Source organism: Candidatus Lernaella stagnicola, from assembly GCA_030765525.1.
Classification (GTDB): domain Bacteria; phylum Lernaellota; class Lernaellaia; order Lernaellales; family Lernaellaceae; genus Lernaella; species Lernaella stagnicola.
Window position 1 is genome coordinate 19,156 of sequence record JAVCCK010000031.1, and the last position, 22,677, is coordinate 41,832.

At 56.6% G+C, this 22,677-nt stretch carries 22 protein-coding genes; 19 read left to right on the top strand and 3 right to left on the bottom strand.

What is annotated here, in order from left to right; genetic code table 11:
- Window positions 1-3: 3 nt before the first annotated feature.
- From flgK to P9L99_14395, 15 genes are all read left to right on the top strand, one after another.
- Window positions 4-1,410 (top strand): flagellar hook-associated protein FlgK, encoded by a 1,407-nt coding sequence (gene flgK, locus P9L99_14325; protein ID MDP8224533.1) that lies wholly within the window; start codon window positions 4-6, stop codon window positions 1,408-1,410.
- Window positions 1,411-1,464: 54 nt separating this feature from the next.
- Window positions 1,465-2,346, top strand: coding sequence for a flagellar hook-associated protein FlgL (flgL, locus tag P9L99_14330; GenBank protein MDP8224534.1), 882 nt, complete (start codon window positions 1,465-1,467; stop codon window positions 2,344-2,346).
- 134 nt (window positions 2,347-2,480) lie between these two features.
- Entirely contained in the window at window positions 2,481-2,741 is a 261-nt protein-coding gene (gene csrA, locus P9L99_14335; protein MDP8224535.1) for a carbon storage regulator CsrA, read from the top strand.
- 9 nt (window positions 2,742-2,750) lie between these two features.
- Window positions 2,751-3,239: a flagellar assembly protein FliW gene (locus P9L99_14340; protein ID MDP8224536.1), complete on the top strand. Its 489-nt coding sequence runs from the start codon at window positions 2,751-2,753 to the stop codon at window positions 3,237-3,239.
- Between the two features lie 243 nt (window positions 3,240-3,482).
- On the top strand, window positions 3,483-4,301 hold the full coding sequence (locus tag P9L99_14345) for a flagellin (GenBank protein ID MDP8224537.1): 819 nt from the start codon (window positions 3,483-3,485) through the stop codon (window positions 4,299-4,301).
- Window positions 4,302-4,375: 74 nt separating this feature from the next.
- Window positions 4,376-4,828 (top strand): flagellar protein FlaG, encoded by a 453-nt coding sequence (locus P9L99_14350; protein MDP8224538.1) that lies wholly within the window; start codon window positions 4,376-4,378, stop codon window positions 4,826-4,828.
- 75 nt (window positions 4,829-4,903) lie between these two features.
- Window positions 4,904-6,499, top strand: coding sequence for a flagellar filament capping protein FliD (gene fliD, locus P9L99_14355; GenBank protein ID MDP8224539.1), 1,596 nt, complete (start codon window positions 4,904-4,906; stop codon window positions 6,497-6,499).
- 30 nt (window positions 6,500-6,529) lie between these two features.
- Entirely contained in the window at window positions 6,530-7,009 is a 480-nt protein-coding gene (fliS, locus tag P9L99_14360) for a flagellar export chaperone FliS (GenBank protein ID MDP8224540.1), read from the top strand.
- Window positions 7,009-7,452 (top strand): hypothetical protein, encoded by a 444-nt coding sequence (locus P9L99_14365; GenBank protein ID MDP8224541.1) that lies wholly within the window; start codon window positions 7,009-7,011, stop codon window positions 7,450-7,452. The genes fliS and P9L99_14365 overlap by 1 nt, the downstream gene beginning before the upstream one ends.
- Before the next feature lie 84 nt (window positions 7,453-7,536).
- Complete coding sequence (locus tag P9L99_14370) at window positions 7,537-8,553, top strand: SDR family NAD(P)-dependent oxidoreductase (protein MDP8224542.1); 1,017 nt, start codon at window positions 7,537-7,539, stop codon at window positions 8,551-8,553.
- Window positions 8,550-9,536 carry a GDP-mannose 4,6-dehydratase gene (locus P9L99_14375; GenBank protein ID MDP8224543.1) on the top strand — a complete coding sequence of 329 codons (987 nt, stop codon included), beginning with the start codon at window positions 8,550-8,552 and terminating at the stop codon, window positions 9,534-9,536. Before P9L99_14370 ends, P9L99_14375 begins: the two co-directional genes overlap by 4 nt.
- Window positions 9,503-10,672 carry a HAMP domain-containing sensor histidine kinase gene (locus P9L99_14380; protein ID MDP8224544.1) on the top strand — a complete coding sequence of 390 codons (1,170 nt, stop codon included), beginning with the start codon at window positions 9,503-9,505 and terminating at the stop codon, window positions 10,670-10,672. The genes P9L99_14375 and P9L99_14380 overlap by 34 nt, the downstream gene beginning before the upstream one ends.
- Window positions 10,673-10,713: 41 nt before the next feature.
- Complete coding sequence (locus P9L99_14385) at window positions 10,714-11,322, top strand: hypothetical protein (GenBank protein MDP8224545.1); 609 nt, start codon at window positions 10,714-10,716, stop codon at window positions 11,320-11,322.
- Window positions 11,323-11,801: 479 nt separating this feature from the next.
- Window positions 11,802-12,518, top strand: a complete 717-nt coding sequence (locus tag P9L99_14390) for a response regulator (protein MDP8224546.1) — start codon at window positions 11,802-11,804, stop codon at window positions 12,516-12,518.
- Window positions 12,519-12,587: 69 nt separating this feature from the next.
- Entirely contained in the window at window positions 12,588-14,099 is a 1,512-nt protein-coding gene (locus tag P9L99_14395; GenBank protein MDP8224547.1) for a response regulator, read from the top strand.
- On the opposite strand, the gene P9L99_14400 is transcribed toward P9L99_14395, so the two are convergent.
- Genes P9L99_14400 through P9L99_14410 form a run of 3 tightly spaced genes read right to left on the bottom strand, consistent with a single transcriptional unit; the run spans window position 14,096 to window position 16,639 of the window.
- Window positions 14,096-15,106: a hypothetical protein gene (locus P9L99_14400; GenBank protein ID MDP8224548.1), complete on the bottom strand. Its 1,011-nt coding sequence runs from the start codon at window positions 15,104-15,106 to the stop codon at window positions 14,096-14,098. The genes P9L99_14395 and P9L99_14400 overlap by 4 nt on opposite strands.
- Before the next feature lie 21 nt (window positions 15,107-15,127).
- Complete coding sequence (locus tag P9L99_14405) at window positions 15,128-15,970, bottom strand: SDR family oxidoreductase (protein ID MDP8224549.1); 843 nt, start codon at window positions 15,968-15,970, stop codon at window positions 15,128-15,130.
- Between the two features lie 12 nt (window positions 15,971-15,982).
- Window positions 15,983-16,639 carry a TetR/AcrR family transcriptional regulator gene (locus tag P9L99_14410; protein ID MDP8224550.1) on the bottom strand — a complete coding sequence of 219 codons (657 nt, stop codon included), beginning with the start codon at window positions 16,637-16,639 and terminating at the stop codon, window positions 15,983-15,985.
- Window positions 16,640-16,987: 348 nt separating this feature from the next.
- Here P9L99_14410 and P9L99_14415 point away from each other — a divergent pair, with 348 nt between their 5' ends.
- From P9L99_14415 to P9L99_14430, 4 genes are all read left to right on the top strand, one after another.
- A complete protein-coding gene (locus P9L99_14415; protein MDP8224551.1) occupies window positions 16,988-17,659 on the top strand; it encodes a PilZ domain-containing protein in 672 nt (223 codons plus the stop codon).
- Window positions 17,656-19,050 carry a sigma-54 dependent transcriptional regulator gene (locus tag P9L99_14420; GenBank protein MDP8224552.1) on the top strand — a complete coding sequence of 465 codons (1,395 nt, stop codon included), beginning with the start codon at window positions 17,656-17,658 and terminating at the stop codon, window positions 19,048-19,050. Before P9L99_14415 ends, P9L99_14420 begins: the two co-directional genes overlap by 4 nt.
- Window positions 19,051-19,291: 241 nt before the next feature.
- Window positions 19,292-21,436: a tetratricopeptide repeat protein gene (locus P9L99_14425; GenBank protein ID MDP8224553.1), complete on the top strand. Its 2,145-nt coding sequence runs from the start codon at window positions 19,292-19,294 to the stop codon at window positions 21,434-21,436.
- A gap of 23 nt (window positions 21,437-21,459) precedes the next feature.
- A complete protein-coding gene (locus tag P9L99_14430) occupies window positions 21,460-22,671 on the top strand; it encodes an ATP-binding protein (protein MDP8224554.1) in 1,212 nt (403 codons plus the stop codon).
- The last annotated feature ends 6 nt before the right edge of the window (window positions 22,672-22,677 follow it).

The following is a 22,677-nucleotide window of genomic DNA, read 5'->3' on the forward strand; positions in this document are numbered from 1 at the left end:
GTCATGGGTCTAGCCAATTTGATGTCCATCGGAGTGTCCAGCATCAACGCGCAGCAAATGGCCATGGAAGTCACCGCGCACAATATCGCCAATATCAACACCCCGGGCTATGCGCGCCAGGAATCGATTTTCGGCACGAGGCAGAACGACAACCAAGGCATTGATTTCCGCGGGGCGGGCGTCCAAATTTCGACCGTTCAGCGGGCCGAAGACCGCTTTTTCAATCGCAGCGTATGGCTCGGCATGATGGATTACAATTACTACAACGCCCGCGGCACGGTGCTCGGTGAAGTGGAAGACATGTTCAACGAGTCCAGCGAAAGCTCCGGTATGGCCGCGACGCTGAGCGACTTTTGGAGCGCCTGGTCGGATCTGGCCAACAATCCGCAAGGCGCGGCCGAGCGCGGCAGCCTGCGCGGCACCTCGGGAGTTCTCGCGTCACGATTCCACATCACCTACCAACGACTGACTTCGATGCAGCGCAGCGTCGATAGCGAAGTGAAGGAAACCGTTGCCGACATCAACGGCGTTCTTCGACAACTTGGCGACATCAACGCGCGTATCTCCAGCATCGAAAACGGCGGCGGTGACGCCCTCGACTACCGTACGGTGCGTAACGAGTATTTATCGAGCCTGGCCGAGGAAATCGACTTTTCCTACTTCGAACTTACCGACGGCAGCATTAACTTGTCGACTGGTTTGGGGCGAACCCTGGTGGAAAGCAACCAGTCGGCGCAACTGGAAGTTCGCGCCAACGCGGCCAACGAAAACCTTTTCGACGTGTACTTTGTCAGCTCCAGCGGTCAGGAAGCCAACATCACGGGCGAAATCAGCGGCGGCAGGCTAGGAGGGATGATCTACACGCGCGACACCGAGGTTTCCGACGCGAAAGCCAGGCTGAACGAAATGGCGTTCACCCTGGTCGACGAAGTCAACGCCCTGCACACGACCGGCTTTAACCTGAACGGCAACACCGGCATCAATTTCTTTGCGCCTCTGGCAACCGCGGATGACGCGGCGCGGCTCATCGAAATCGACCCGGCGATCAAAGCAGACTTGAATGCCATCGCCGCCGGCGAAATCGACGCCACGGGCGATAACCGTATCGCCAATTTGATTGGGGAGTTACGAAGCGTGGACGTGCTGAGCGGTGGTACGCAAACGCTGTCCGAATTCTATGGCACGCTAGTCGGCGAAATCGGTATCGAAACCCAAAATACGAAGCGGCAGGTGCAGCAGACCGAGGCCATTCTTTATCAGCTCCAAACGTACCGGGAAAGCCAAGTGGGCGTGTCCATCGAGGAGGAAATGGCTAACCTCGTTCGCTACCAACAGGCTTATCAAGCGGCGGCGCGGCTAATCAATACGGCCAGCGATTTGGCCGATATCTTGAACAACCTGCGGCAGTAACAAAGGTTTCAGGAACGTCGCCGGCCCGGCCGATACGAGTACTAGGAGGGTGAAATGAGAATCACCACGAGCATGATGTTTCAGAATGTCAGTCGTAATATCGGCGTGAATCTAGACAAATACTACCGACTACAGGAACAACTATATACGCAGCGGCGAATCAACCGGCCGTCCGATGATCCGGTCGGCACGACCAAAGTGCTCGAGTTGCGCGAGTTGATCTCTCGCTTCGACCAATTCGAACGCAATATCAGCACCGCCGAAACGTACTCGTCGCAAACCGATGTCGCCATGAACAATATCGTGGAACGGCTGCAACGGAACATTGAATTGGCCGTGAGCGTCAACAACCCTCTCACGGGCCCGGATGAATTTCTTCAAGCCGCCGCCGAAATGGACAACATCTATCAAGAGGTATTGCGAAACGCCAACACCAAGTTCGGAGACCGCTTTATCTTCTCCGGTTACGAAACCACGACCGCGCCCTTTGATGACGCCGGTAACTACCTCGGTGGTGCGCCGGGGCAGGACATCGAGGTTGAGGTCGCCCAGGGCGAGTTCATGGCGATCAACCTCAATGGCGAAGAGGTGTTCAAGGGACCGTTGGACATCATGCAGTTGTTGCAGGATACGGCGATCGATGTCGCCAGTGGCGACCGGGCCGCCATCAGTGGCCGCATCGCGGATTTGGGGGACGCATTGGATCAAACATTGATGTGGACGACAATCAACGGCGCCCGCGCCAATCGGATCGAAATTGCCAAAGAGGATAATTACGAATTGCGCGATTCCTTTATCGCGATTATGTCCGACGTAGAAGACATTAACATAACCGAAGTAACCACCGAGTTCGCGCAACAAGAGCAGATCTTGGAAGCCAACCGTTTGATATCCGCCCGCTTGCTCAATCAAAACTTCCTGGACTTTTTCGCATAAAGAAACTATTTTACATTATACGCAAGGGGCAGGGCGGTTGATTTATCACCGCCTAACCACTATACAGGGGCGTTCTCCGATAGCTTGCATGCTGTACCTTTGACATTGGGGTCTGGAGATCCTGGAGACGGCTAATGCTGATTTTGACCCGGAAGTCCGGCGAGATGATCGCCATAGGCGACGACATCAAGGTGTATATTCAAGAGATTCGTGGAAACCAAGTAAAAATAGGTATCAAGGCCCCCTCGGATGTAACGGTTCATCGGGAAGAAGTGTATCTCCGTATTCAAGAAGAAAACCGCGTAGCTGCAGCCGCGACGGCCGACCAAATGACAGCCGCCATGGATTTGGTACGCGAGCGTAAAGCCCAGGCCGCACCGGCCGAGGACGAGTGAGGATAAGCCGTGAGCGAAGAACAAAAGGTTGAAATGATCTCGGTGGAAACAACTCGCTTCGGGCGAATCGAAGTACGCACCGACAAGGTGATTCACCTTCTAGGTGGGCTGCTGGGGTTCCCGAAATCACAGCGTTTTGCCATGCTGGATCATGAAAAAGATTCTCCTTTTAAGTGGTTACAGTCGCTTGACGAAGGTGAACTCGCGGTGCCGATCACCGATCCTAAAATGTTTTTCCCGGATTACCACATCAAGATCAAACGCGACGAACTGGCCGCGTTGCGCGTGACAAGCGCCCAAGAGTTGCACGTTTTGGTGATTCTCAGCTTGCGCCCCGACCCGGCCGAGATGACCGCTAACCTTAAAGGGCCCATCATTATTCACGCCGAACGACTCATTGGCCGGCAGGTTGTGCTGAAAGATGCGCCCTATTCAACGCGGCATTTGCTCTTTCCCGAACTGCGCGCTTCTCACTTTACTGAAGGTGAGACCAAGTAATTATCTGATTTCATTTATCTTTCACCGCTAATAATATTTTTTGCAGTTGACAGCTTTTCTCGTTAAGCTTTGCTGACAAATGCCGATAACAAGAAGTGAACGGTTGAAAACTCAAAAAAAATGGAAAGGAGGATTTCGCGGTTAGGTCAATTGGTCGGCTGACCGGCCACCGATCGGGAAGCCGATCAACTTACATTCATTGTTACACGGAACGTAACGAACTCATGAACAAGGAGGTTTCTAATGCCACTCCGAATTACCAACAACGTACTCTCTCTGAATGCCCAGCGACAAATTAACCGCAGTAACGCCGGCTTGGGCCGCGCCCTGGAACGTCTGTCTTCCGGTTTCCGTATCAACAAAGCCGGTGACGACGCCGCGGGTTTGGCCATTTCTGAGAAATTGCGGTCCAACATTCGCGCCCTGGGTCAGGCATCCCGAAACGCCAGTGACGGCATTTCGATGATCCAGACTGCTGAAGGCGCGATGGACGAAACCAACAACATGCTCGTTCGCATGAAAGAGCTGGCCGAGCAGAGCGCCAACGGAACGTTGAGCGACACGGAGCGCGGGTTCTTGTCCGCGGAGTACAATGCAATGCTCAGTGAAATCACGCGCATTGCCGATGCGACGAAGTTTAACGAGACCAACCTTTTGGACGGCACCCTGAGTGTCGCCATCCAGATCGGTCTGTCCGACGGCAGCAACGACACCTTGAACATTGCCATTGGCGACGTTGACGCGGTGGCCTTGAGCCTGACTTCAACGATTTCCACTGTCGGTGACGCGCAGAGCGCCTTGGGTACGGTATCCTCGGCGATCGAAACAGTTGCTACTCGTCGTTCCGATCTCGGCGCCTTGCAGAACCGCCTTGAGTCGGTTGTCAATAACATCGACACTGTGGTTGAAAACTTGACCGCCGCCGAATCGCGGATTCGCGATGCCGATATCGCGGCCGAAACGGCGAATCTGACCAAGTACTCGATCTTGGTCCAAGCGGGTATCAGCATCCTTGCACAAGCGAATCAGTCGCCCACGGTCGCGTTGAGCCTACTCGCCTAAGAGTTTTATAGTGTGTGGGTCCCTGGCGTGTGGTAAAACACACGCCAGGGACTAGTAGGACGGGAGGCATAGTGATGACTTCGGTTACCAAACCAGAGTCAGTGGCGCAGACGGCAAAGGCTCTCTTACCGAAAGGCAAAACGCGGGCGGGTAGCAACCAAGACGATTCAACCAGATCGATAAACGCGCCGGCCGAAGCATCCTCTCCGGTGGTCAAAAAGGCGGTAGCCGCCGACCCCGGCCAGGAAGCGGTGCGGAAAGAGACCGTTTCGAGGTTGTCGACATTGGCCACGAAGGCCCTCGATGATCTAACACAATCGCTGGGATACGAAGTCAAAAAAACAAGGCTGCAATTCGCGGAAGATCCTGATCTTAAACGCGTGATCGTTAGGGTTCTCGACCGCGACTCCGGTGAAGTTTTACTAGAGATTCCACAGGAGGAAATGCTCAAAGCGGCCAAGGTTATGAAACGACTCAACGAACCCAACGATGCGTTCAAAGGTCTGCTCGTGAAAATAGTAACCTAGGCGCGAGGTTTCGCTAACGCGGTAACCTGTGCCTGCCGATGGTTAACGTTAACTTGCGGAAAAAAGGGTTAATTTATGTCTTCGTCGGGCGTCGGTTTTTCAGGCATCTCGGGCATCGATACCAAGGGTATTGTTGCCCAACTCATGATTATCGAGCGTCGCCCGCTCGACCGCCTGGAGGGCAAGAAAGAGGCGCAGCAGGACAGGCTCAGCGTCTTGTCCGAGTTGCGCACCAAGCTTTCGTCTTTTCGCTCGGTCATCTCTTCGATGAATACCCAACGAGAGTTTCAAAAAGTCTCTATCTCCACCAACGACGAAGACGACGAACATTTCCAGGTTGCCGCGGATTCCACCGCACAGGCGACCAATCACACATTGAAAGTTTTGTCCCTGGCGACCTACGAAAAGGAAGTCAGTCAGGGTTTCTCCAGCGTGAACGACAACATCGGCACCGGAACGGTCCGCGTTACGTTGGGTTCCGGCGAGTTTCGCGATGTGACCATCGACAGCTCCAACAACACCGTGGCGGGGCTGCGCGATGCCATCAATAGTCTGGACTGGGGCCTTGACGAGGACGACGATCCGAAGCCCGGTATCAGTGCCTCGATCCTGGACGATGGCGACGCTTCGACGCCGTATCGTTTGATCATCAGTTCCGACGAAACCGGCGAAGACAATACGATCACGATCGACACGAGCAGCATGAGCGGTCCGGATACCATCCCGGCGTTCACCGAAACCGCCACAGCCGCGAATGCTCACGCTCTGTTCGATGGCGTGGATGTTTACAGCAGCTCCAATAAGGTTACGGATATCGTCACCGGGTTGGACGTGACACTGAAGAAAATCGACGCCGATAACGAATACATGATCGGCGTGTCCAGCAACGCCGAAGCCATCAAGGAAAACATTTCCACCTTCGTCGAAGAGTACAACGGCTTGATGGATTACCTCGATGAAAAGACCGGCACCGGCGCGACCGATCGCGACCCGATGCTGCGCAGTCTGATTCGGGGGTTGCGCCAAATCACCTACACCACAATCTCCAACGGCGGCGATTACACACTGATGTCGCAAATCGGCATCTCCAACAATCGCGAAGGCCGGTTGGAAATCGACGACGGCGATTTGACCGACGCCCTGGAAGATGATTTCGACGACGTTGTGCAGCTTCTGACCGCCGCGGGTACGACGGAAAATTCGGCCGTTTCCTTCTTGCGAAGCGGTGAGAACACCGAGGCCGGCACGTATGCCGTCGATATCACCGGTGTGGGCGAGAATCTGGCCGGCACCATTGGCGGGTACGCCACGTACAGTTACGGCGAAAACACGTTGATGGGCGCCAACGATACGCCGGTGGAAGGGCTGGCAATTTACTTTACCGGGCAGTCAATCGGCTCGTACGGCGACGTGACGTTTACCGCCGGTGTCTTCGAGGAATTCGATCGCATGATCGATCGCTATATGGATAGCACGAACGGCATTTTGAAAATCAAAGAGGAGTCGATCAATAGCCAGATTCGCTATACCGACCAGAGAATAAATCGAGTGGAACTCAACCTGGAACGCATTCGGGAACGGCTCACCGGCAAATTTACGCAAATGGAGTTGGCTTTGGCCCAATTGCAAAATATGAGCGGAGCGATCACCGGCTTGTCGGCCTTGTTGTAAGTGCCCTCAAGCGAAAGGGAAGGAACAAACGTGCTGTCTTACCAGAGGAAACAAGCCAACTTCGCGTCGTACCGCACCACAAATGTCAGTACCGCGAACCGATTGAAACTCTTGATCATGTTGTACGAAGGCGCCATCCGTTTTTGCAGTCAAGCGCAACAAGCCATGCACAACAAAGACCTTGCTGCGAAGGGACAAGCCATCAGCAAATCGTTGGCCATCATCAACGAGTTACGCAGCACGCTGGATCACAGCCAGGCTCCCGAACTTTCCCAAAACCTCGAGCGCTTGTACGACTTCATCAACGACCGGTTGATCAAAGCCAACATCGGCAACGACATCGGCGCGCTGATGGAAGCGATGAAGGTCATTAAGATCTTGTACTCGGCCTGGACCGACCTGGCCAAAAAACCCTTGGCCGAACTGACGGCCACGCAGCCCGAACAAGCCGAAATCATGAAGAAGAAGAACGTCGCCAACGAAGACAGCTACGTGCGCATCAGCGTGTAATGTCCGCCATCGCGACATACGAAAGCCTGATCGCACAGCAGATCAAAGCCCTACGTGAACTGCGCGACCGTGAACTCGAAAAACGCCAAGCCCTCGCCGACGCCAATCTCGATTTGTTCGGTAAAGTGCAGGACCTCTGCGACGCGGTGTTCGAGCGCATCATGAAACTCGATGCGAAACTCAGCGCCATGACCGACCGACTCGAGCGCGATTCGCTTTCTGCAGAGCAACGCGACCGCCTCGGCAAACTCAACCAAATCCGTCAGGACGCCGTCGACCAGGCGAACGCGGAAAACCAAATCAACCAAAAGATACTCACCGAACTGCTCGATGAAATGGGCCGACACATCCAACACGTGCGAAAAGGCCAGAAAGCCATCGCCGGGTACGGACGCGGCTTGAAATTGGGCAAACCGCCGTCCATTATTTCAGGCGACGTGTAAATAAACTTTCCACGAACTCTTTCCGGCGATCGGGGCACTCGTTTCCCCGCCGTCGTTTGAGGTTTCCGGATGGCGGCTGAGACAATGAGACAATTAATCCGCGACAAGGTTGTTCTGATCACCGGCGGCACCGGAACCGTCGGCGTGGCTCTGGCAAAGCGACTGTTCACCTACCATCCCCGGGCCGTACGAATTTTTTCGCGCGACGAAAACAAGCAGTATTTCCTGCGCGACCAATGGGCCCAGCACGCCAACGTGCGCTTTTTCATCGGCGACGTACGCGAGCGGGAGCGCCTCAAGCGAGCCATGGAAACCTGCGACATCGTCTTCCACCTGGCTGCGCTCAAACACGTGGAGAGTTGTGAATACAATCCTTTCGAGGCGATTCGCACCAATATTGTCGGCACGCAGAACGTCATCGATACGGCCCTCGATCACGAAATCCCGCAGGTGGTCTTTACGTCCACCGACAAGTCCGTCAATCCCGCGAACGCCATGGGCGCCAGCAAGCTCATGGCCGAGAAACTCATGGTCGCCGCCAACCAATACAAGGGACGACGGACCAGCACCTTCGCCTCGGTGCGTTTCGGCAACGTGTTGGCTAGTTCCGGCTCGGTGATCCCCACTTTCGTGCAACGCCTCCAACTCGGCTTGCCCATCGAAGTCACGCATCCGGACATGACCCGGTACGTCATCACGATGGACGAAAGCGTCGACTTGCTTCTCGATGCGCTGACGCTCTGTCGCGGCGGAGAAGTACTCATTCGAAAAATGCCGGTGATCCGCATTTTGGATTTGGCCGAGGAACTGCTCGCGTTGCACAACTTGCCCGTCGATGAAAAACACTTGCGCATCGTGGGCATACGCGCAGGCGAAAAGCTTCACGAAGAACTCGTTACGTCCGAAGAAGCCGCGCGCACCTTCGATATCGGCGACTACTTCGTGGTGCAGCCGCAGATCGGAGAAACCGACCGGCCGGCCGGCAAGCCGCTGCCCCCCGGAATCCATTCCTCCGAAGCCGGTCCCTTGTTGAGCAAAGAGGAAATCGGAGACCTGCTTCGCGCAACGTGTCCCGAGCTCTTCCCCGGAGTTTCGCGTTGACGCCGCGCTCGGTGTTGGTTACGGGCGGCGCAGGCTTCATCGGCCGCTGGGTCGTGCGCGAATTGCTCGCCGGCGGCAGCGGTGATTTTCGCTTCCGGCCGCCTCGCGTGGTCGTGCTGGATAACCTGGAAAACGGCAGTGAGGCCAACCTCGCCGAGTTCGTCGGTCACCCCCAGTTCATGCGGCTCGCGGTGGACGACGTGGGCGACTCCGTGATTGTCGGCGAGTTGTTCGATCGCTACCGTTTCGATTTGGTGTTGCACCTGGCGGCGAAAATCAATGTGCAGGAATCGATCGATCGACCCGATGCGGTCTTCAAGGCCGACGTAGCCGGCACCTTCTCGTTGCTCGAACACGCGCGCCGGGCCGGCGCCGCCTTCTCGTTCATGAGCACGTGCATGGTGTACAGCGGCTCGAACGATCCGCGCGGGATCGACGAAAACCATCCGACGCTCTGTGCTTCGCCCTATGCCGCGGCCAAGCTCGCCGCCGAGAAGCTCGTCGAAAGCTACCATCATACTTACGGCTTGCCGACGGTCATCCTGCGACCGTTTAACACGTACGGCCCTTGGCAAAAAAGCACCGGCGAAGGCGGCGTTGTCAGCATATTCCTGCATCGCGACGCAACCGGCGACACGTTGGACATCTACGGCGACGGCACCCAAACCCGGGACTTGCTCTACGTTGAAGATTGCGCCGCGTTTTGCGTTGCCGCCTCGTTTTCCAAAAAAGCGGTGGGCCGCGTGATCAACGCCGGCACCGGTCGGGACGTAACCATCAACGAACTTGCGGGGATGATTTGCGCGGACGACGCCCGCATCAAGCACGTGCCGCATATCCATCCGCAGTCGGAAATACAAAAACTCCAAGCCAACATCGAAACGGCCGAAACCCTGCTCCATTGGCGACCAAAAGTTTCGTTGGAGGAAGGCATTACCAGGACGAGAACATGGATCCGAAGCAACCTGAGCGACCGACTTTGACCGGCGACGAGAGCGTTTTGTTCGTCGCCGGCGCCAGAAGCGACGTGCCCGGCGGCGGCAAACCCCTCGGCGAGCGGCATATGATGTTGGCGATGAGTGCCACCGAGGCGTTGGAGATGACCCCGTGGGAGTGTGTGGGCGTCGGCATCATCCACGAAAACCTACCCGATATGGCCGGGCGGGAATTGCTGCGCCGTTTGCGGCATGACCATCCCGATGTGCGACGTATTCTGCTCGTCGCAGGACCTGATCCGAATGTCGCCGCCGACGTGCTCGAAAACGGCGACGCCCACGCGGTGCTGACCGCAACCGACGATGTGGACCAGGTCCTTCGTACGATTGAGTCACTTGCCGAAAATCAGGGACCGGTCACCAGATACGAATCACGGCACGGCAGAACCATGCCGTTCAACAGGCTGGATGACCACCAGTCCATCTGGCAGGCGCTGATAAGTGCGGAGCGGATGGCCGACGTCGGCCTGCTTGCCGCCGCCGTGGCCCACGAAGTCAACAACCTGATCGGCGGGGTCAGGGGTTTTGCCCAATTGGCGCAAATGTCGGGATCGTTGGAAGACCACGAGCGAGTCGTCGACGTCGTGTTTGAAACCAGCGAGCGAGCCAAAACACTGGCCGGCGATTTGCTCACGATCGCGACCCGCGATCCGGAACGGCAAGAAACCGCGTCTTTGGCCGGTGTCGTCCAGCAGGTTGCCACTTTGTTGCAGAGAAGCCTTCGAAAACAAAACATCGAGATCAACGTCGACATTCATGACCGGTGGATGGTCCATACGCAGTTGGGCAAGTTCCAGCAGGTATTGCTCCATGTGATGCTTAGTGCTACAAGCGGCATGCCAAGGGGAGGGACGCTGGCGATCCAAAGCTGCCATGCAGAGGACGGCGGAATAACGATCAGCTTGCGCGACGACGGCGCATTATTCACCGAAGAAGAACAGCAAGCGCTATTCGAGCCGCATGCCGCCGCGCTTGCCCCAGAGGGGCGACTTTCCGGGGCCGGATTGGCCGTCTGTCACGAGGTGATGCGGCAACTCGGGGGATCGATTTCCGGTGGCAACCAACCCGACGGCGGTGTAGAAATGCTTCTAACGTTACCGAAAACGGCGCGGGTCGGATACTAAACGATCAGTGCTAACTCAGCGCTACGGTCCGGGGAGGAATCATGAAAATATTGATCAACGGAAAAGAATTCAGTTCCGCTGAGTCCTGGGGCACCGCGGGCGAGCTTTTTGACTTAATTGGCGCCCAGCCGGAATGGCAATCGGGAATCATCACCCAAGTGGCCATCGACGGTCATCCCACCGTGTTGCCGGACCCGTCCGGGCCGTTTCCCCCACCGGATATTGAGGGTGAAATAATTGAATTCACAGTAGAAAGCGTTGTCGAAGTGCTCCACCGCAGCCTTGAAGACGGTGCCACGTTGCTGGATATGATTCGGTCTCAATGTATTGAAACCGCCGACCAGATTCGCGGCGGTCTCGCCAACGAGGCGGCGAAGAACCTTAGCGGCCTATTGGACCGGATATCCCTGTTCATGGATTACATTTCGGAAGTCCTTCGTTTCGTGGAATCGAGCTTTGAGGGCTTCGAAGCCAGCGATAACATTGAAGAATTTCTTTCAAAGTCCGTTGCGATCAGCAAATCGATTCTGGCTAGCCAGGAGAAAGAGGACTACGTTTCCTTGGCTGATCTACTCGAGTACGAACTGGCGCCCCATATTGAGAACTGGCGCGAGTTTATCACTGGGGACGATTTCAACATCAAGCAATAACGGTTGTTTTTCGGAATCCCGCCCGCTTCCCCCTCCGTCAGAGCGTGAAAAAGAGCGACACCGATGAATTCGGGGTTTAGGAATTTCATCGAAGTGCCGATGATCCTTTCGAATGCGGTCCGGCTGACAAGGAAGTTAGTTGTATGTCGATTTCGAGCTATCAGATTCAGAACATCATTCAGACTTACAACCGCCAATTGAAATCGAATTTCGCTAGGCGCCCTCACACACCCCCCGTTAAAACAGAAACACCGTCCAATGACATCGTCAAGATATCTGACGAAGGCAAGAAACAGGTCGTTATGGAAAGCGCGGGAGAGGACGCAGTACGAAGCTTGAGGCTGCAGACCCTCGAGCTGTTGAAAAAATAGTATGCACGCCGTAGCGGGCGTTGGTTGGCGGAACAAAGAATGGCGCTGGGTCACCAAAGATGGCCGAGTGCTCATGTTTGCATTTAAATAGGATGCGAGGCGTGATTGATGAGTAAAGCCCTGCGGATATTGGTTGTCGACGACGAGCGAATGTATCGCACGTTGCTCGAAAAAACCCTGACGGCCGAAGAGTACCTTGTGGAGACCGCAGGGGACGGCCGGGAGGCTATCGACCGCATTTCCCGCACGCATTTCGACATCGTCCTCACCGATTTGGCGATGCCGAACATCAGCGGCATCGAGGTACTCAAAGCCGCCAAAGCTAAAGACGCGACCACGGTCGTGGTGATCATCACGGGATTCGCCAGTCTCGATACCGCGTTGGCCGCCATCCGCGACGGTGTTTACGATTACATCACGAAGCCTTTTCAAATCGAAGAAATCCGCCTGACAATCGCCAACGCGCGCGACCGTATCTTGCTGGAAAGAGAGAGCGCGCAACTCGCCGCAAAGTTATCGAAGGCTTACGAGATGATCGAATCGCTGACTCAAAACAAGCAGGAATTCGACGCCAAGGTTCTGGAAATCGAAGCCCAATTGGCCAGCCGCCAACAGACCATCAACGAGGGTATGAAGCGGCTGCGTGGATTCCACGACCGGGTATTGCCGGTGCAGTTCAGGGTGGCCGGCGAAGAAAACGGCTCGGCCGGCAGCAGCAATGACGCCGTCGTGCAAAAGCTTCGGGAAGCGACCCAGTTGCACAAACAGGGGATGATCGACGACGACGAATTCCGCCTGCTTAAGAAAAGAATTCTAGGGAATTAACTGCTTTTTTCTATCGGACTTACTCGGCGCGGTCGAGAAGAACACAAGGAAAAAGACGGGATGATCGGGATGATCAAGAGAATACTTATCGTTGAAGACGACCCGGCAATCAGCCACTCTTTTGCCGCTTTCCTCAAACGCAAAGGCTATGATGTCGAATGTGCCGTCGACGGCGTCGAAGGCTTGCGGCGGCTTCGCAAATCCGCCTTCGATTTGGTTGTCAGCGACATCATGATGCCGCGCTTGAACGGTCTGGATTTCTTGGCGGCCGTGAAGGAGGAATCGGCTGACCTGCCCGTGGTCATGGTGACCGGCTTCGCCGAACTGGAAACCGCGATCACCGCCATGAAAAAGGGCGCGGTGGATTTTGTCACGAAGCCCTTTAGCTACGATCAAATGGAACACAATATTCGCCGCATTTTACGAAGTAGTCCGGTGACGTACCTCCACGACGACGACGACGGTCTCCACGCTCGCTTGAACCGCAAGGTCCGTGAACTGTCGATCCTCTACACGATCAACGAGGCCCTCGAAAACGCCGACCGAATCGACGACCTATTCACTACCATCACCGAATTGGCCCGCGAAATCACCGAGGCGCAAAGCTGCGCGTTCTACATCGCCGATCAGGAAAACGCGCTGTACTATCTCAAAAACCAGTCGCCCGAACGGGACAAAGATACTCGACCGCCTTTCTTTTCCTTGGACGCCGCCATCGCCGAGCATCTGAAGATGGAGCATGCCCTGACTTGGGCCGGCCCTCACGAAACGGCGTTTTATCGCGACGCCGCGCCCAAGGATACCGATGTCGATTCGCTCCTGATCGCGCCGTTATATGTTCGCAATGAAAGCTTCGGTATTCTTGCGGTTGAGAATCGGAACGGGAAAAACGGCCGTTTCACAGCCAGCGATATTAATTTCATACACATCCTGCTGAAAAAAGCCGCACTGCATATTGAGAACAACGCCCTTTGCGAAACTATTTACAAAAACCTTGTCGATACTCTGCAATCCCTGGTCACCACGCTTGAAGCCAAGGACAAATATACCGAGCGGCATTCGCACCGCGTTACCCAGATATCCCTGCTCATCGCTCGGCGACTCGGCTGCAGCGCAGAGGAAATTAATACCCTGCAATTCGCCGCCGCGTTGCACGATATCGGTAAGATCGGCATTTCCGACGCCATCCTGCAAAAGGCCGGCCGCTTGACGGATACCGAATACGAAATCATCAAGCAGCATCCCGTCATCGGCGAGCGCATCCTACAGCCCCTGGGTATGCTGCCCCACGAAAAGGCGGTCATTCGCCATCACCACGAACGGTGGGATGGAAACGGCTACCCCGATGGTTTGGCGGGACGCGATATTCCGTATCTGGCGCGGATCGTGAGCCTGGCCGACGCGTACGACGCTATGACTTCGGATCGTGTCTACCGCAAACGCTTATCGCACGAGACGGCGCTGGCGGAAATCAAGCGTAACGCTTGGTATCAGTTCGACGGCAATATGGTGGAGGCTTTCTTCTCGATCTGCCAAGACCAAGACAGGGCGCTGGAACATATCATGGCGAAAAGCGCCTAGATATAGACGGTCATTTCCGGGTAGATCCGCCGGTCCACGAATTCCACGGCGCAACCGTTTTCACTCGTGAGTGTGCCGATGCTTTTCCCATCACGCCCGGTGAGCTCCAACCGCATCGTGGAAATCTTGCTGTTGTGGCAATAAAGCAGCCCACCGTCGGGATCCATGTATCCTACGGTCACGAAATTGCCCGGGCGCGTGGTGATTTCGCCGGTCATTTTGACGCCGGCGTTCTCGGCCCCAAAACGCCAGCGACTCGTGTCCCAACGACTCTCGTTGAGTACCAACTGCGAAAGCGAGTTGAACCAGTATTCTTGGCCGAACGCCTTCACGTAGAAATACTTGAAATGCGGTAGCGCAGGGCCGAGTTTGACCTGGCCGTCCAGGCCTTCCCACACGGCGTTTTCATCTTCGGCGAAACTGTTGCAGTGGCCCCACGCCCAGCGATGCCCGTGCCGCGTGCCGAACAGATGCGATTGCTGACCGGGCGCGTCATGCAGTTCGATGGTTCGGTCCCCGACTTGGAACACGCCCGAGAAGCGGCTGTTCTGGTGCGGCACGATGATTTTCGTCGTTGGGAACTTTCCCTTGTACATCCAATCGTGCGGGAAGGGGCGGGCCACCGGATCCAACGCCCGAATGTGTAGATCCCAAGACATCAGCGAACCCGACGCTGAGGGGTGAATTGCGCCGCGCGTTCGGTCGGCGGTAAGTTCCGCGTCCCCGATGTTCACCGCGAACGGGTCGTCTGCGTGGCGTAGCGCGTCGATGGCGAAGCGATTTCGGACGCCGAAATGATTGGCGGGCTTATCGACGTCGAAAAAGATGCCCCACAGTTCGCAATAGGGTTTGCCGATGGCGGGCAGCGGGCTGGTCAACGTATAGCGCACCCACCCGGCGGTGCGCGACGCGGCGTCGTTCCACTTCAGGTAGTAGACTTCGTAATAACCGCGTGTCCGGCCGTCCCAACGTAACGCGTTCGCGCGATCGATCTGCGTGGTGGCCATTCCCCTTCCTCCTCAGATTGGTCAGCCCGTCGACGATCCGTTTACATCCGCTTCGTCCGCATCCTTGGACAAGAAGGCATTCGATACCCAACTGATCGTGTTGCCGATCGGCGAGAAGAAACGCGCCGTTTTGAAAAGCGAATTGAAGAAACTGACGTTCTCCACCCGCTTGCCGCGCCGCACCGCTTGGAAGACGATGCGCCCCACCGTCTCGGCCGATTGAGAATAGAGCGGCAGGAGTTTCATAGCCATCTTGCCGAAGAAGGTGTCGCCCTCGATTTCGTCGTATAGGCCGGTATTAACCATGTAAGGATACACCGTCGTAACGACGATGTCGTGCTTGCGCACTTCCCAATGTAGCACTTCGGAAAACACGCCCAAGGCCGCCTTGATCGCCGAATACGCGCCCCAGGTCGGCAATTGTAGAAACGCTTGTCCCGAAGAAACGTTGACGATGCGCCCGCCGCCCCGTTCGATCATGTTGGGCAGCACGGCGTAAATGTGATGCAACGGTCCCCAAAAGTTCACGTCCATCAGCAGGTGCCAGGCATCGAAGGAAGTCTCGGCCAGTTCGCCCATGTGGCCCACGCCGGCGTTGTTGATCAACACGTCAATACCGCCGTGCCCGGCGATGACCGCCTGAATGGTTTTCTCGACCTCGGCGCGGTTGCTGACGTTGCATACGAATGTTTCGACCGGCACCTTGTATTTTGCCAGTTGATGCTTTGCCGCTTGCAGTGACTCGTCGTTGAGGTCGGTCAGCACCAGCGTGCTGCCCGCTTTCGCGAAGTTCTCCGCCGTCGCCAGGCCGATGCCGCGCGCGCCGCCGGTGATCAATACGACTTTGCCCTTCATCCTTGCCATGAGCTGTCTCCGTTAAGATAGTGCCGCGCCGGATCGCCCCGACGTGGGAGGGAAAACACCAATGCCATGGAACGCGAAATCCACGGCCTGTTTGATCATTTCTTTTTTGTCCACGTGCTGCAGCGCGCCTTCGCCCCAAGCGCTGTCGATCAATCGCAAAGTCATACCCACCAGACATTGACCGACGATTTTCGCGTCGCTCGGTCGACCGAATCCCTGCTCGATGGCGTGTTCCAAGAGGGCCGCCGCGACACCGGCGAACGTGGCGTAGACATCTTCCATACGCTGGGCGAATTCGCGGTCGATCGACGGGCCTTCGCGGATGAAAAGGCGGGCGAGGGCGATGTGATCGTCCAGGATGTCCGCGGCTGTCCAGATGGCCTGCAACGATGCCTCACGATATTCCGCGGCGTCTTGGGGCAGGCGTTGCGACATGGCGTCGAACTGCGCGAGAAGAGTCCCGAAAAAATCTTCCAGCAGCTCGGCGAAAATGTGCCGCTTGTCGTGGAAGTAACGATAAAACGTGCCCTGGCCAACGCGGGCCTCGGCGACGATTTGTGAAATCAATGTGGCGTGGTAACCGTGCTCCACGAACACCGTCGCCGCCGCATCCAAGAGCCGGCGACGTGTCTTCGCCTTACGCTCTTGATCTCGTTTCTCCCGTTTCATTTCGGGCCCTCCAGACGTCGACGGCGCTGTGGCACCGGGGCGACGGAAAAACGATAAGGCAATTGGACGGACTAGTCAATCCGTTTTGTTCCGGAAAACGCGCCGGCCCGGCGGAAAATCGGAAGCGGGCCAGTGGAATGCTCCTCGCGTGCGGCGAAGGGAAGGGTGATGGCCGCGAAGCCAAAATGTTGACGCGAGATAAGACTATGTAATCATAGAGATAATTTGGCAGTAAAAATGGCGATCCGAAATGGTCGGAAAGGGTTGATATTTCCGCTTGTCAAACTTCCGACGCTTTGCTATTTTACTGCAACCAATACTTTTCTGGCTCTGCCGACCGGAGGACACATGCAAGACGGTTACCCCGGCCCCTCCAAAAAAGACCGCCAAGACGTCCGTGTTCGCGACATGTTGCGCCTAAGGGTGGAAGTCATTGATCCGCAGGTCAAGCAAGAAGCGCTGGACCGTATCGCCTTAGAGCGCCTCACCACAGGCCTGGACGACCCTGTCTACCACTCCCAGCGAATGGAACAGGAAATGCAGTCCCGCGAGCGCCTGTCCAACAACGCGCTGAACAATCGCCTGGCGGCCATCGAGGCGAAGCTCGACGCATTGGTCAACTACCTCACGCAACGCGACATGGAAGAGACCTGGGGACCGGTTCAACCGGTCAACATCAGCGCCGGCGGCGTCATGTTTCCCTTCGATCAAAGCGTTGAAGCCGGCACGTTGTTGAAAATCGCATTGCTGATGCAAACCATGCCGCCACACCCCATCGTATGCGTATCCGAAGTCATTCGCACGCGCGATCCCGACCCGAGTTGGGGTAGTGAAAAAGCCTTCCGCATCGCGGCGCGTTTTGTCGATATCGATCCGGAAGATCGCGACCGTATCGTCCGCCGTGTATTCGAAGTGCAACGAATGTTCTTGCGCTTGGCGCGCGAGAGAGGTGAAACCAGCCCCGATATGACACGCGACAACTTGGATGACTTTCTCGTCGGTGACGAGGACACTCCATGACGATCGCCGCCGCGCCCAGCGCGAAAATCCTCCTTGTCGATCCTAAACCGGAACGGCGCGACGAACTCGCGGCGAGCCTCGCCGGGAAGGGTTTCGAAATCGGCGCCGCCGGTACCGGTTCGGACGGTCTCGAACGCTTCCGTGAGGGTCCCTACGATCTGGTGATCACCGGAATTCAAGACGATGAGCTTGACGGTCTCGTGCTGCTTCGTGAAGTGCGGGCTATCGTGCCGAGCACTATGGGTGTGGTGATAAGTCGCGATTCGTCACCCGAGGAAGCGCTCGAAGCCATGAAATGGGGTGCGTTCGATTACGTTACCGAACCCTACAACTTCGAAGAACTGCTGATCATCGTTCACCGCGCCCTGCAACACCAGCGATTGCTGACCGAGAACGTTAGCCTCAAAGACCAACTTCGTCAGAAATATCGCTTCGAAAGTATTGTCGGCGACTCGCGTCCCATGCACGAAGTGTTTCGGCTGATCGAAAAGGTCGCCGACTCCGACTCGACCGTGCTCGTCTGTGGCGAATCGGGCACCGGCAAGGAATTGGTCGCGCGAGCGCTGCATTACAACTCCAAACGCAAGCAGCGTTACCTGATACCGGTCAACTGCGGCGCCATTCCAGAGACGTTGTTGGAATCAGAACTCTTCGGTCACGTCAGAGGCGCCTTCACCGGGGCGACAACCAACCGCATCGGGCGATTTGAGGCGGCCAACGGCGGCACCTTGTTCCTGGACGAAATCGGGGACATGAGCCCCGTTCTGCAAATCAAACTCCTGCGTGTTTTGCAGGAGCACGAATTCGAGCCGGTGGGTTCCACCAAGAGCAGAAAAGTCGACGTGCGCATTATCGCCGCCACGAATCGCAATCTGGACGAAATGGTCGAAACCGGCGAGTTCCGGGAAGACCTCTACTACCGCTTGTCGGTCATCCCGCTGGTCATTCCGCCGTTGCGGGACCGCCGCGACGACATTCCGCTTCTGATAAACCACTTCATCGACGTCTTTTGCCGGCAGAAAAAGCGGCCCCCGTTCGTCGTTTCGCCGGACGTGAGTGAAGTTTTCCTCCGCTACGATTGGCCCGGCAACGTTCGCGAACTCGAAAACCTGGTAGAGCGGCTGGTGATTCTTACCGAAGGCGACCGGATCACGCTCGAGGATCTGCCGGAAAAATATCTCAACGGGCGCGTCGCGGTCATCGGCGATTCGTTGGAGATCCCCGACGACGGAATTGACTTCAATGCCATGGTCAATGATTACGAGAACAAATTGATCGCTGCGGCGATGATCAAGGCGCGAGGTAATAAAAATGCCGCGGCTAGGTTGCTTGGTCTGAAACGGACCACCCTCGTGGAAAAAATCAAAAAGAAAGGGCTTTCCTTCGAGTAATCGCGATGATTTACGGCCGTCCAATCAAACGCCGCGCACGACGAGAACATTGCTTTATTATCTGTTTTTTGACGATTCGAGAGAATTGTCGACCGTGACAGCTCTGTAACTTGACAAAATATTGACAGTCGCCACCGCGGCACGGCGGCGATAATGTAATGAAAACAAAACGTTAACTGATCACGTAGATGGCACGCGCTTTGCTTGTTCAAGATACAAACTCGGAGTGGGTTTACGAATTTTGTATCGATCCAGTACACCAATCACTGTTTTGCTGATGGCCATGGCGTTCGCTGTGGCCGTTACCTCGTCGGCGGTCGCCGAGCGGGGAGCGGTGTCTACTTCGGTCCGCGAATTGCTGCCCTACGAAACCGTCTACTACGAAATCCAGCTACCGGCGGATCAGGCCGAGGTGCTGCGCGACATCGGTTTCGATCGCTTCACGCAACAGATGGAGAACGGTGAGGTTGTGCGCGCCCTGGACGAGGCTTGGCTGACGGCTTTGCGGATTCCGGCTTTGCGGGCCGAGCCCGCGTTCAACCTGCTGATTGCCGAGATGTATTTTCGCCTCGGCGTCAACCGTCCAGCCATCCAGTTCGAGTTGGCCAAACCTATGTACGAGAAGCTGATGCGCCGGCACCCCCGCTGGGTGAACCAGCCGCTCGTCGCCTTCCGCCTCGCCACGATCTACGACCGTCAGGGTTTCGCTTCCGACGCGTTGGCGCACTACGGATTATTGATTGAGTGGTACCCGGGCGATCCGATCGCCGACGCCGCCCGCCTGGGAATGGTCATGTCCAGCCTTCGTGACGGTCGCCTTGGCGACACCGAACAACAAGCCGTCGCGATTCTGGAAACTTCCCACGACGCTCAAATTCGCTATCACGCTACCCTCGGCCTTGCGGTGGCGCACCAGCGTCAGCGCCAGTACCAGGTTGCAACCGACGATTTCAACGGCGTAGTCAACTGGCCGGAAGACCTAACGCTGTTGGAAGATTTCGAAATGTTCGCTTTCGCCGATGCCCTGCGGGAAACCGGCGATTACGTGCGCGCCCGCCGGGCCTTGCTCACCTTCATCGAGCGTTTCCCGCTCGCCGACGATCGCCCGTTGGCCATCTACGATCTGGCGGAGATCGCGCGCGAACAGCATCGCTTCGAAGAAGCTGTCACCGGCTACCAGTATTTGATCGAGAACGCTCCCGATCGGCGCCCGGGAACAGAAGCAAAAATGATTCTCGCGCGGCTACGGCTTGCCGCTTTTGATCAGGCCAAGGATGAGATCGCCGAACAACTGTTATTGCAAGTTCGCGAGCAAAATTATTATTTTGATTTGAATCAGAAGGCGACTCTCGATCTGGCTCGTTATTACCTGCGCACCGGCAAGCCGTTAGCCACTATTTCCCTGGCCGGAGAGGTGTTCGACAACCCGTTGGACATCACACTGGCGACCCAAGCCATTTCCCTGGTTGCCGACGCCTTCAATCGCATCGTGGCCAGTTATCCCGACAACCCCTTGTTGGTGACCAAGGTTTTCAACCGGTACCGCAAGTATCTGTCGGCACCCTCCTTACCGGCGCCGACGTACGAAAAACTCGGCCGCATCCTGTACGAAAATCTGCAACCCGACACGCTGACGGAACTGGCGACAAACAGCCCGCTGGGTGCGCGTTTCCCTCGCCGGTCGGCGTTCTTCGCCGCGCTCGCCGAACGCCTGCGCGGCAATCCCGCGGGGGCCGCCGCTCACCTGCGGCGTCTGCTGGCGATGAAGACCGAAACTCCGGCGAAAGCCAAAAAGGCAAAAGGAAAAGCCGCGACCCACCAACGCGATCCGCTGAACTTCGAAGCGCGCCTGCTGTTATCGCGCATGGAGTTCGAAAGCGGCCGTATCAGGGAGGCTCTTGTCCAGGTCAAGCGCGCCCGCGAATCAGCCGGCGATAATCTGCAAACCGGACGCGCCGAATTAGCCACCGGCATTTACTTGATGGCCGGCAAAGCGCCCGCGTCGGCCGTTGCTCACTTCCACCGGGCGAGCGAATTGCTCGGTGAAGTTACCGACGCGCAACCGCTGGCATACTGGCAGCAGCGGGCCGCCTTCGGGTGGGCCGACGCGTTGTTCCAAGCTGGTGACAGGTCGGCCGCGAAACCAGCGTTTCAGGCGGTGTTGGAACGTAAGCCGCCCGCGCCGGCAGCCGGCATGGCCCGCCTGCGGCTGGCTCAAATCGCTCGCGCCGCGGGCGAGGAGATTCCCCTCTCGCAAGTCGAGAAGGTCGAAGAGAATCCCGAGTTTTGGGTCGAAAGCGATATCACGATGGAAAAGCACTATCGTTGGTTACAGGAGAACGAAAAACGATTCAACGATATGCCCCTGTGGGAGAGGTTGTTGTGACGGATATAAACGACGTCAAACCCATGCCGGAAGTCGATCCGAAGCTGCTGCAGGAAGCGTTCGAAAGCTTCATGGCCACCAGCAAGCTGATGGAGAAGGCCTACCACGAACTTCAGGCAAAGGTCGAACAACTCAACCTCGAACTCGAGGAAAAAAACAAGGAATTAGCGGCGCAGCTCGAAGCCACCGAACATGCCCGAGCTCAGGTCTCGGACGTTTTGGCCAGCCTTCATCTGGCTGTGGTGGTGTTCGACGCCGAGGGCAAACTTGCGCGCATAAACCGCGCCGGCCAGGAATTATTTGGGGTTCGTGAGGAAGCCGCAATCGGCTTGGGCCTGGTCGAAGTGTTTGCCATCAAGTTCAACGGGATTACCGGACTGCCGACATGGAGTGATAGCGCGGGCCTCATGGCCGAATTCGAGGTCGGCAGTCTGGACGATCCCCCTGGACGCGTGCTGCGCTGCTCGACTCACCGCATGCGCGGCATGGATGGCGGCGAGGGGCGTATCCTGCTCGCCGAAGACATTACCGATGCCGTGGTCAAACGCGCCGCCGCCGCGCGCCACCAACGCCTGGCCGCGATGGGTGAACTGGCGGTGCAGATCGTGCATCAAATTCGAAACCCAATGGGTTCGATCGAACTGTTCGCCTCGATGCTGCAACGCGATCTGGCCACACAACCCGAAATGGCCGATGTGGCCGGCAAGGTTCAGCAGGGAATTCGCAGTTTGAATCTCATCGTCAGTAACCTGCTGTCGTTCGCCAAGGGCGCCGAACCGGTTGTGCAATTAATTGATTTTCGCCATTTACTGGAATCAGCGGTCGCTGAAATCGACGTCCAATTGCTGCAAAACAACATCAGTATGGCAACCGAAATCGACCCGGAAGCGACATTTATCAGCGTCGACCCAGACCTGTGGCGGCAGGTGATGCTCAATTTGATGATCAACGCCACGCAGGCGATGGCCGGGGGTGGCGAACTAAACGTGCAGACTCGGCGGTCCCAAAACGGCGGCGGCTTACCCGTCACGCAGGTGATCATCGGTGATACCGGCTCGGGCATTCCGAGCGGCATTCGGGAACAGGTCTTCAACCCGTTTTTTACGACCAAGGAGCGCGGCGCCGGCGTCGGACTGGCGCTTGTTCATAACATCGTGCGCGCCCACGGCGGATCCATCGAGTTCGATAGTGTCGAGGGTGGCGGAACCACATTTACAATTACCTTGCCTGGATAAGGGGAA

Excerpts from the sequence above, each read along its gene's own strand:
- P9L99_14415 (MDP8224551.1), top strand. The coding sequence starts at position 16,988 with ATGCAAGACGGTTACCCCGGCCCCTCCAAAAAAGACCGCCAAGACGTC.
- csrA (MDP8224535.1), top strand. The coding sequence starts at position 2,481 with ATGCTGATTTTGACCCGGAAGTCCGGCGAGATGATCGCCATAGGCGAC.
- P9L99_14400 (MDP8224548.1), bottom strand. The coding sequence starts at position 15,106 with ATGGCCACCACGCAGATCGATCGCGCGAACGCGTTACGTTGGGACGGC.
- flgK (MDP8224533.1), top strand. The coding sequence starts at position 4 with ATGGGTCTAGCCAATTTGATGTCCATCGGAGTGTCCAGCATCAACGCG.
- P9L99_14405 (MDP8224549.1), bottom strand. The coding sequence starts at position 15,970 with ATGGCAAGGATGAAGGGCAAAGTCGTATTGATCACCGGCGGCGCGCGC.
- P9L99_14395 (MDP8224547.1), top strand. The coding sequence starts at position 12,588 with ATGATCAAGAGAATACTTATCGTTGAAGACGACCCGGCAATCAGCCAC.
- P9L99_14410 (MDP8224550.1), bottom strand. The coding sequence starts at position 16,639 with ATGAAACGGGAGAAACGAGATCAAGAGCGTAAGGCGAAGACACGTCGC.
- P9L99_14430 (MDP8224554.1), top strand. The coding sequence starts at position 21,460 with ATGCCGGAAGTCGATCCGAAGCTGCTGCAGGAAGCGTTCGAAAGCTTC.
- fliD (MDP8224539.1), top strand. The coding sequence starts at position 4,904 with ATGTCTTCGTCGGGCGTCGGTTTTTCAGGCATCTCGGGCATCGATACC.
- P9L99_14380 (MDP8224544.1), top strand. The coding sequence starts at position 9,503 with ATGGATCCGAAGCAACCTGAGCGACCGACTTTGACCGGCGACGAGAGC.
- P9L99_14365 (MDP8224541.1), top strand. The coding sequence starts at position 7,009 with ATGTCCGCCATCGCGACATACGAAAGCCTGATCGCACAGCAGATCAAA.
- P9L99_14420 (MDP8224552.1), top strand. The coding sequence starts at position 17,656 with ATGACGATCGCCGCCGCGCCCAGCGCGAAAATCCTCCTTGTCGATCCT.
- P9L99_14390 (MDP8224546.1), top strand. The coding sequence starts at position 11,802 with ATGAGTAAAGCCCTGCGGATATTGGTTGTCGACGACGAGCGAATGTAT.
- P9L99_14370 (MDP8224542.1), top strand. The coding sequence starts at position 7,537 with ATGAGACAATTAATCCGCGACAAGGTTGTTCTGATCACCGGCGGCACC.
- flgL (MDP8224534.1), top strand. The coding sequence starts at position 1,465 with ATGAGAATCACCACGAGCATGATGTTTCAGAATGTCAGTCGTAATATC.
- P9L99_14345 (MDP8224537.1), top strand. The coding sequence starts at position 3,483 with ATGCCACTCCGAATTACCAACAACGTACTCTCTCTGAATGCCCAGCGA.
- P9L99_14350 (MDP8224538.1), top strand. The coding sequence starts at position 4,376 with ATGACTTCGGTTACCAAACCAGAGTCAGTGGCGCAGACGGCAAAGGCT.
- P9L99_14385 (MDP8224545.1), top strand. The coding sequence starts at position 10,714 with ATGAAAATATTGATCAACGGAAAAGAATTCAGTTCCGCTGAGTCCTGG.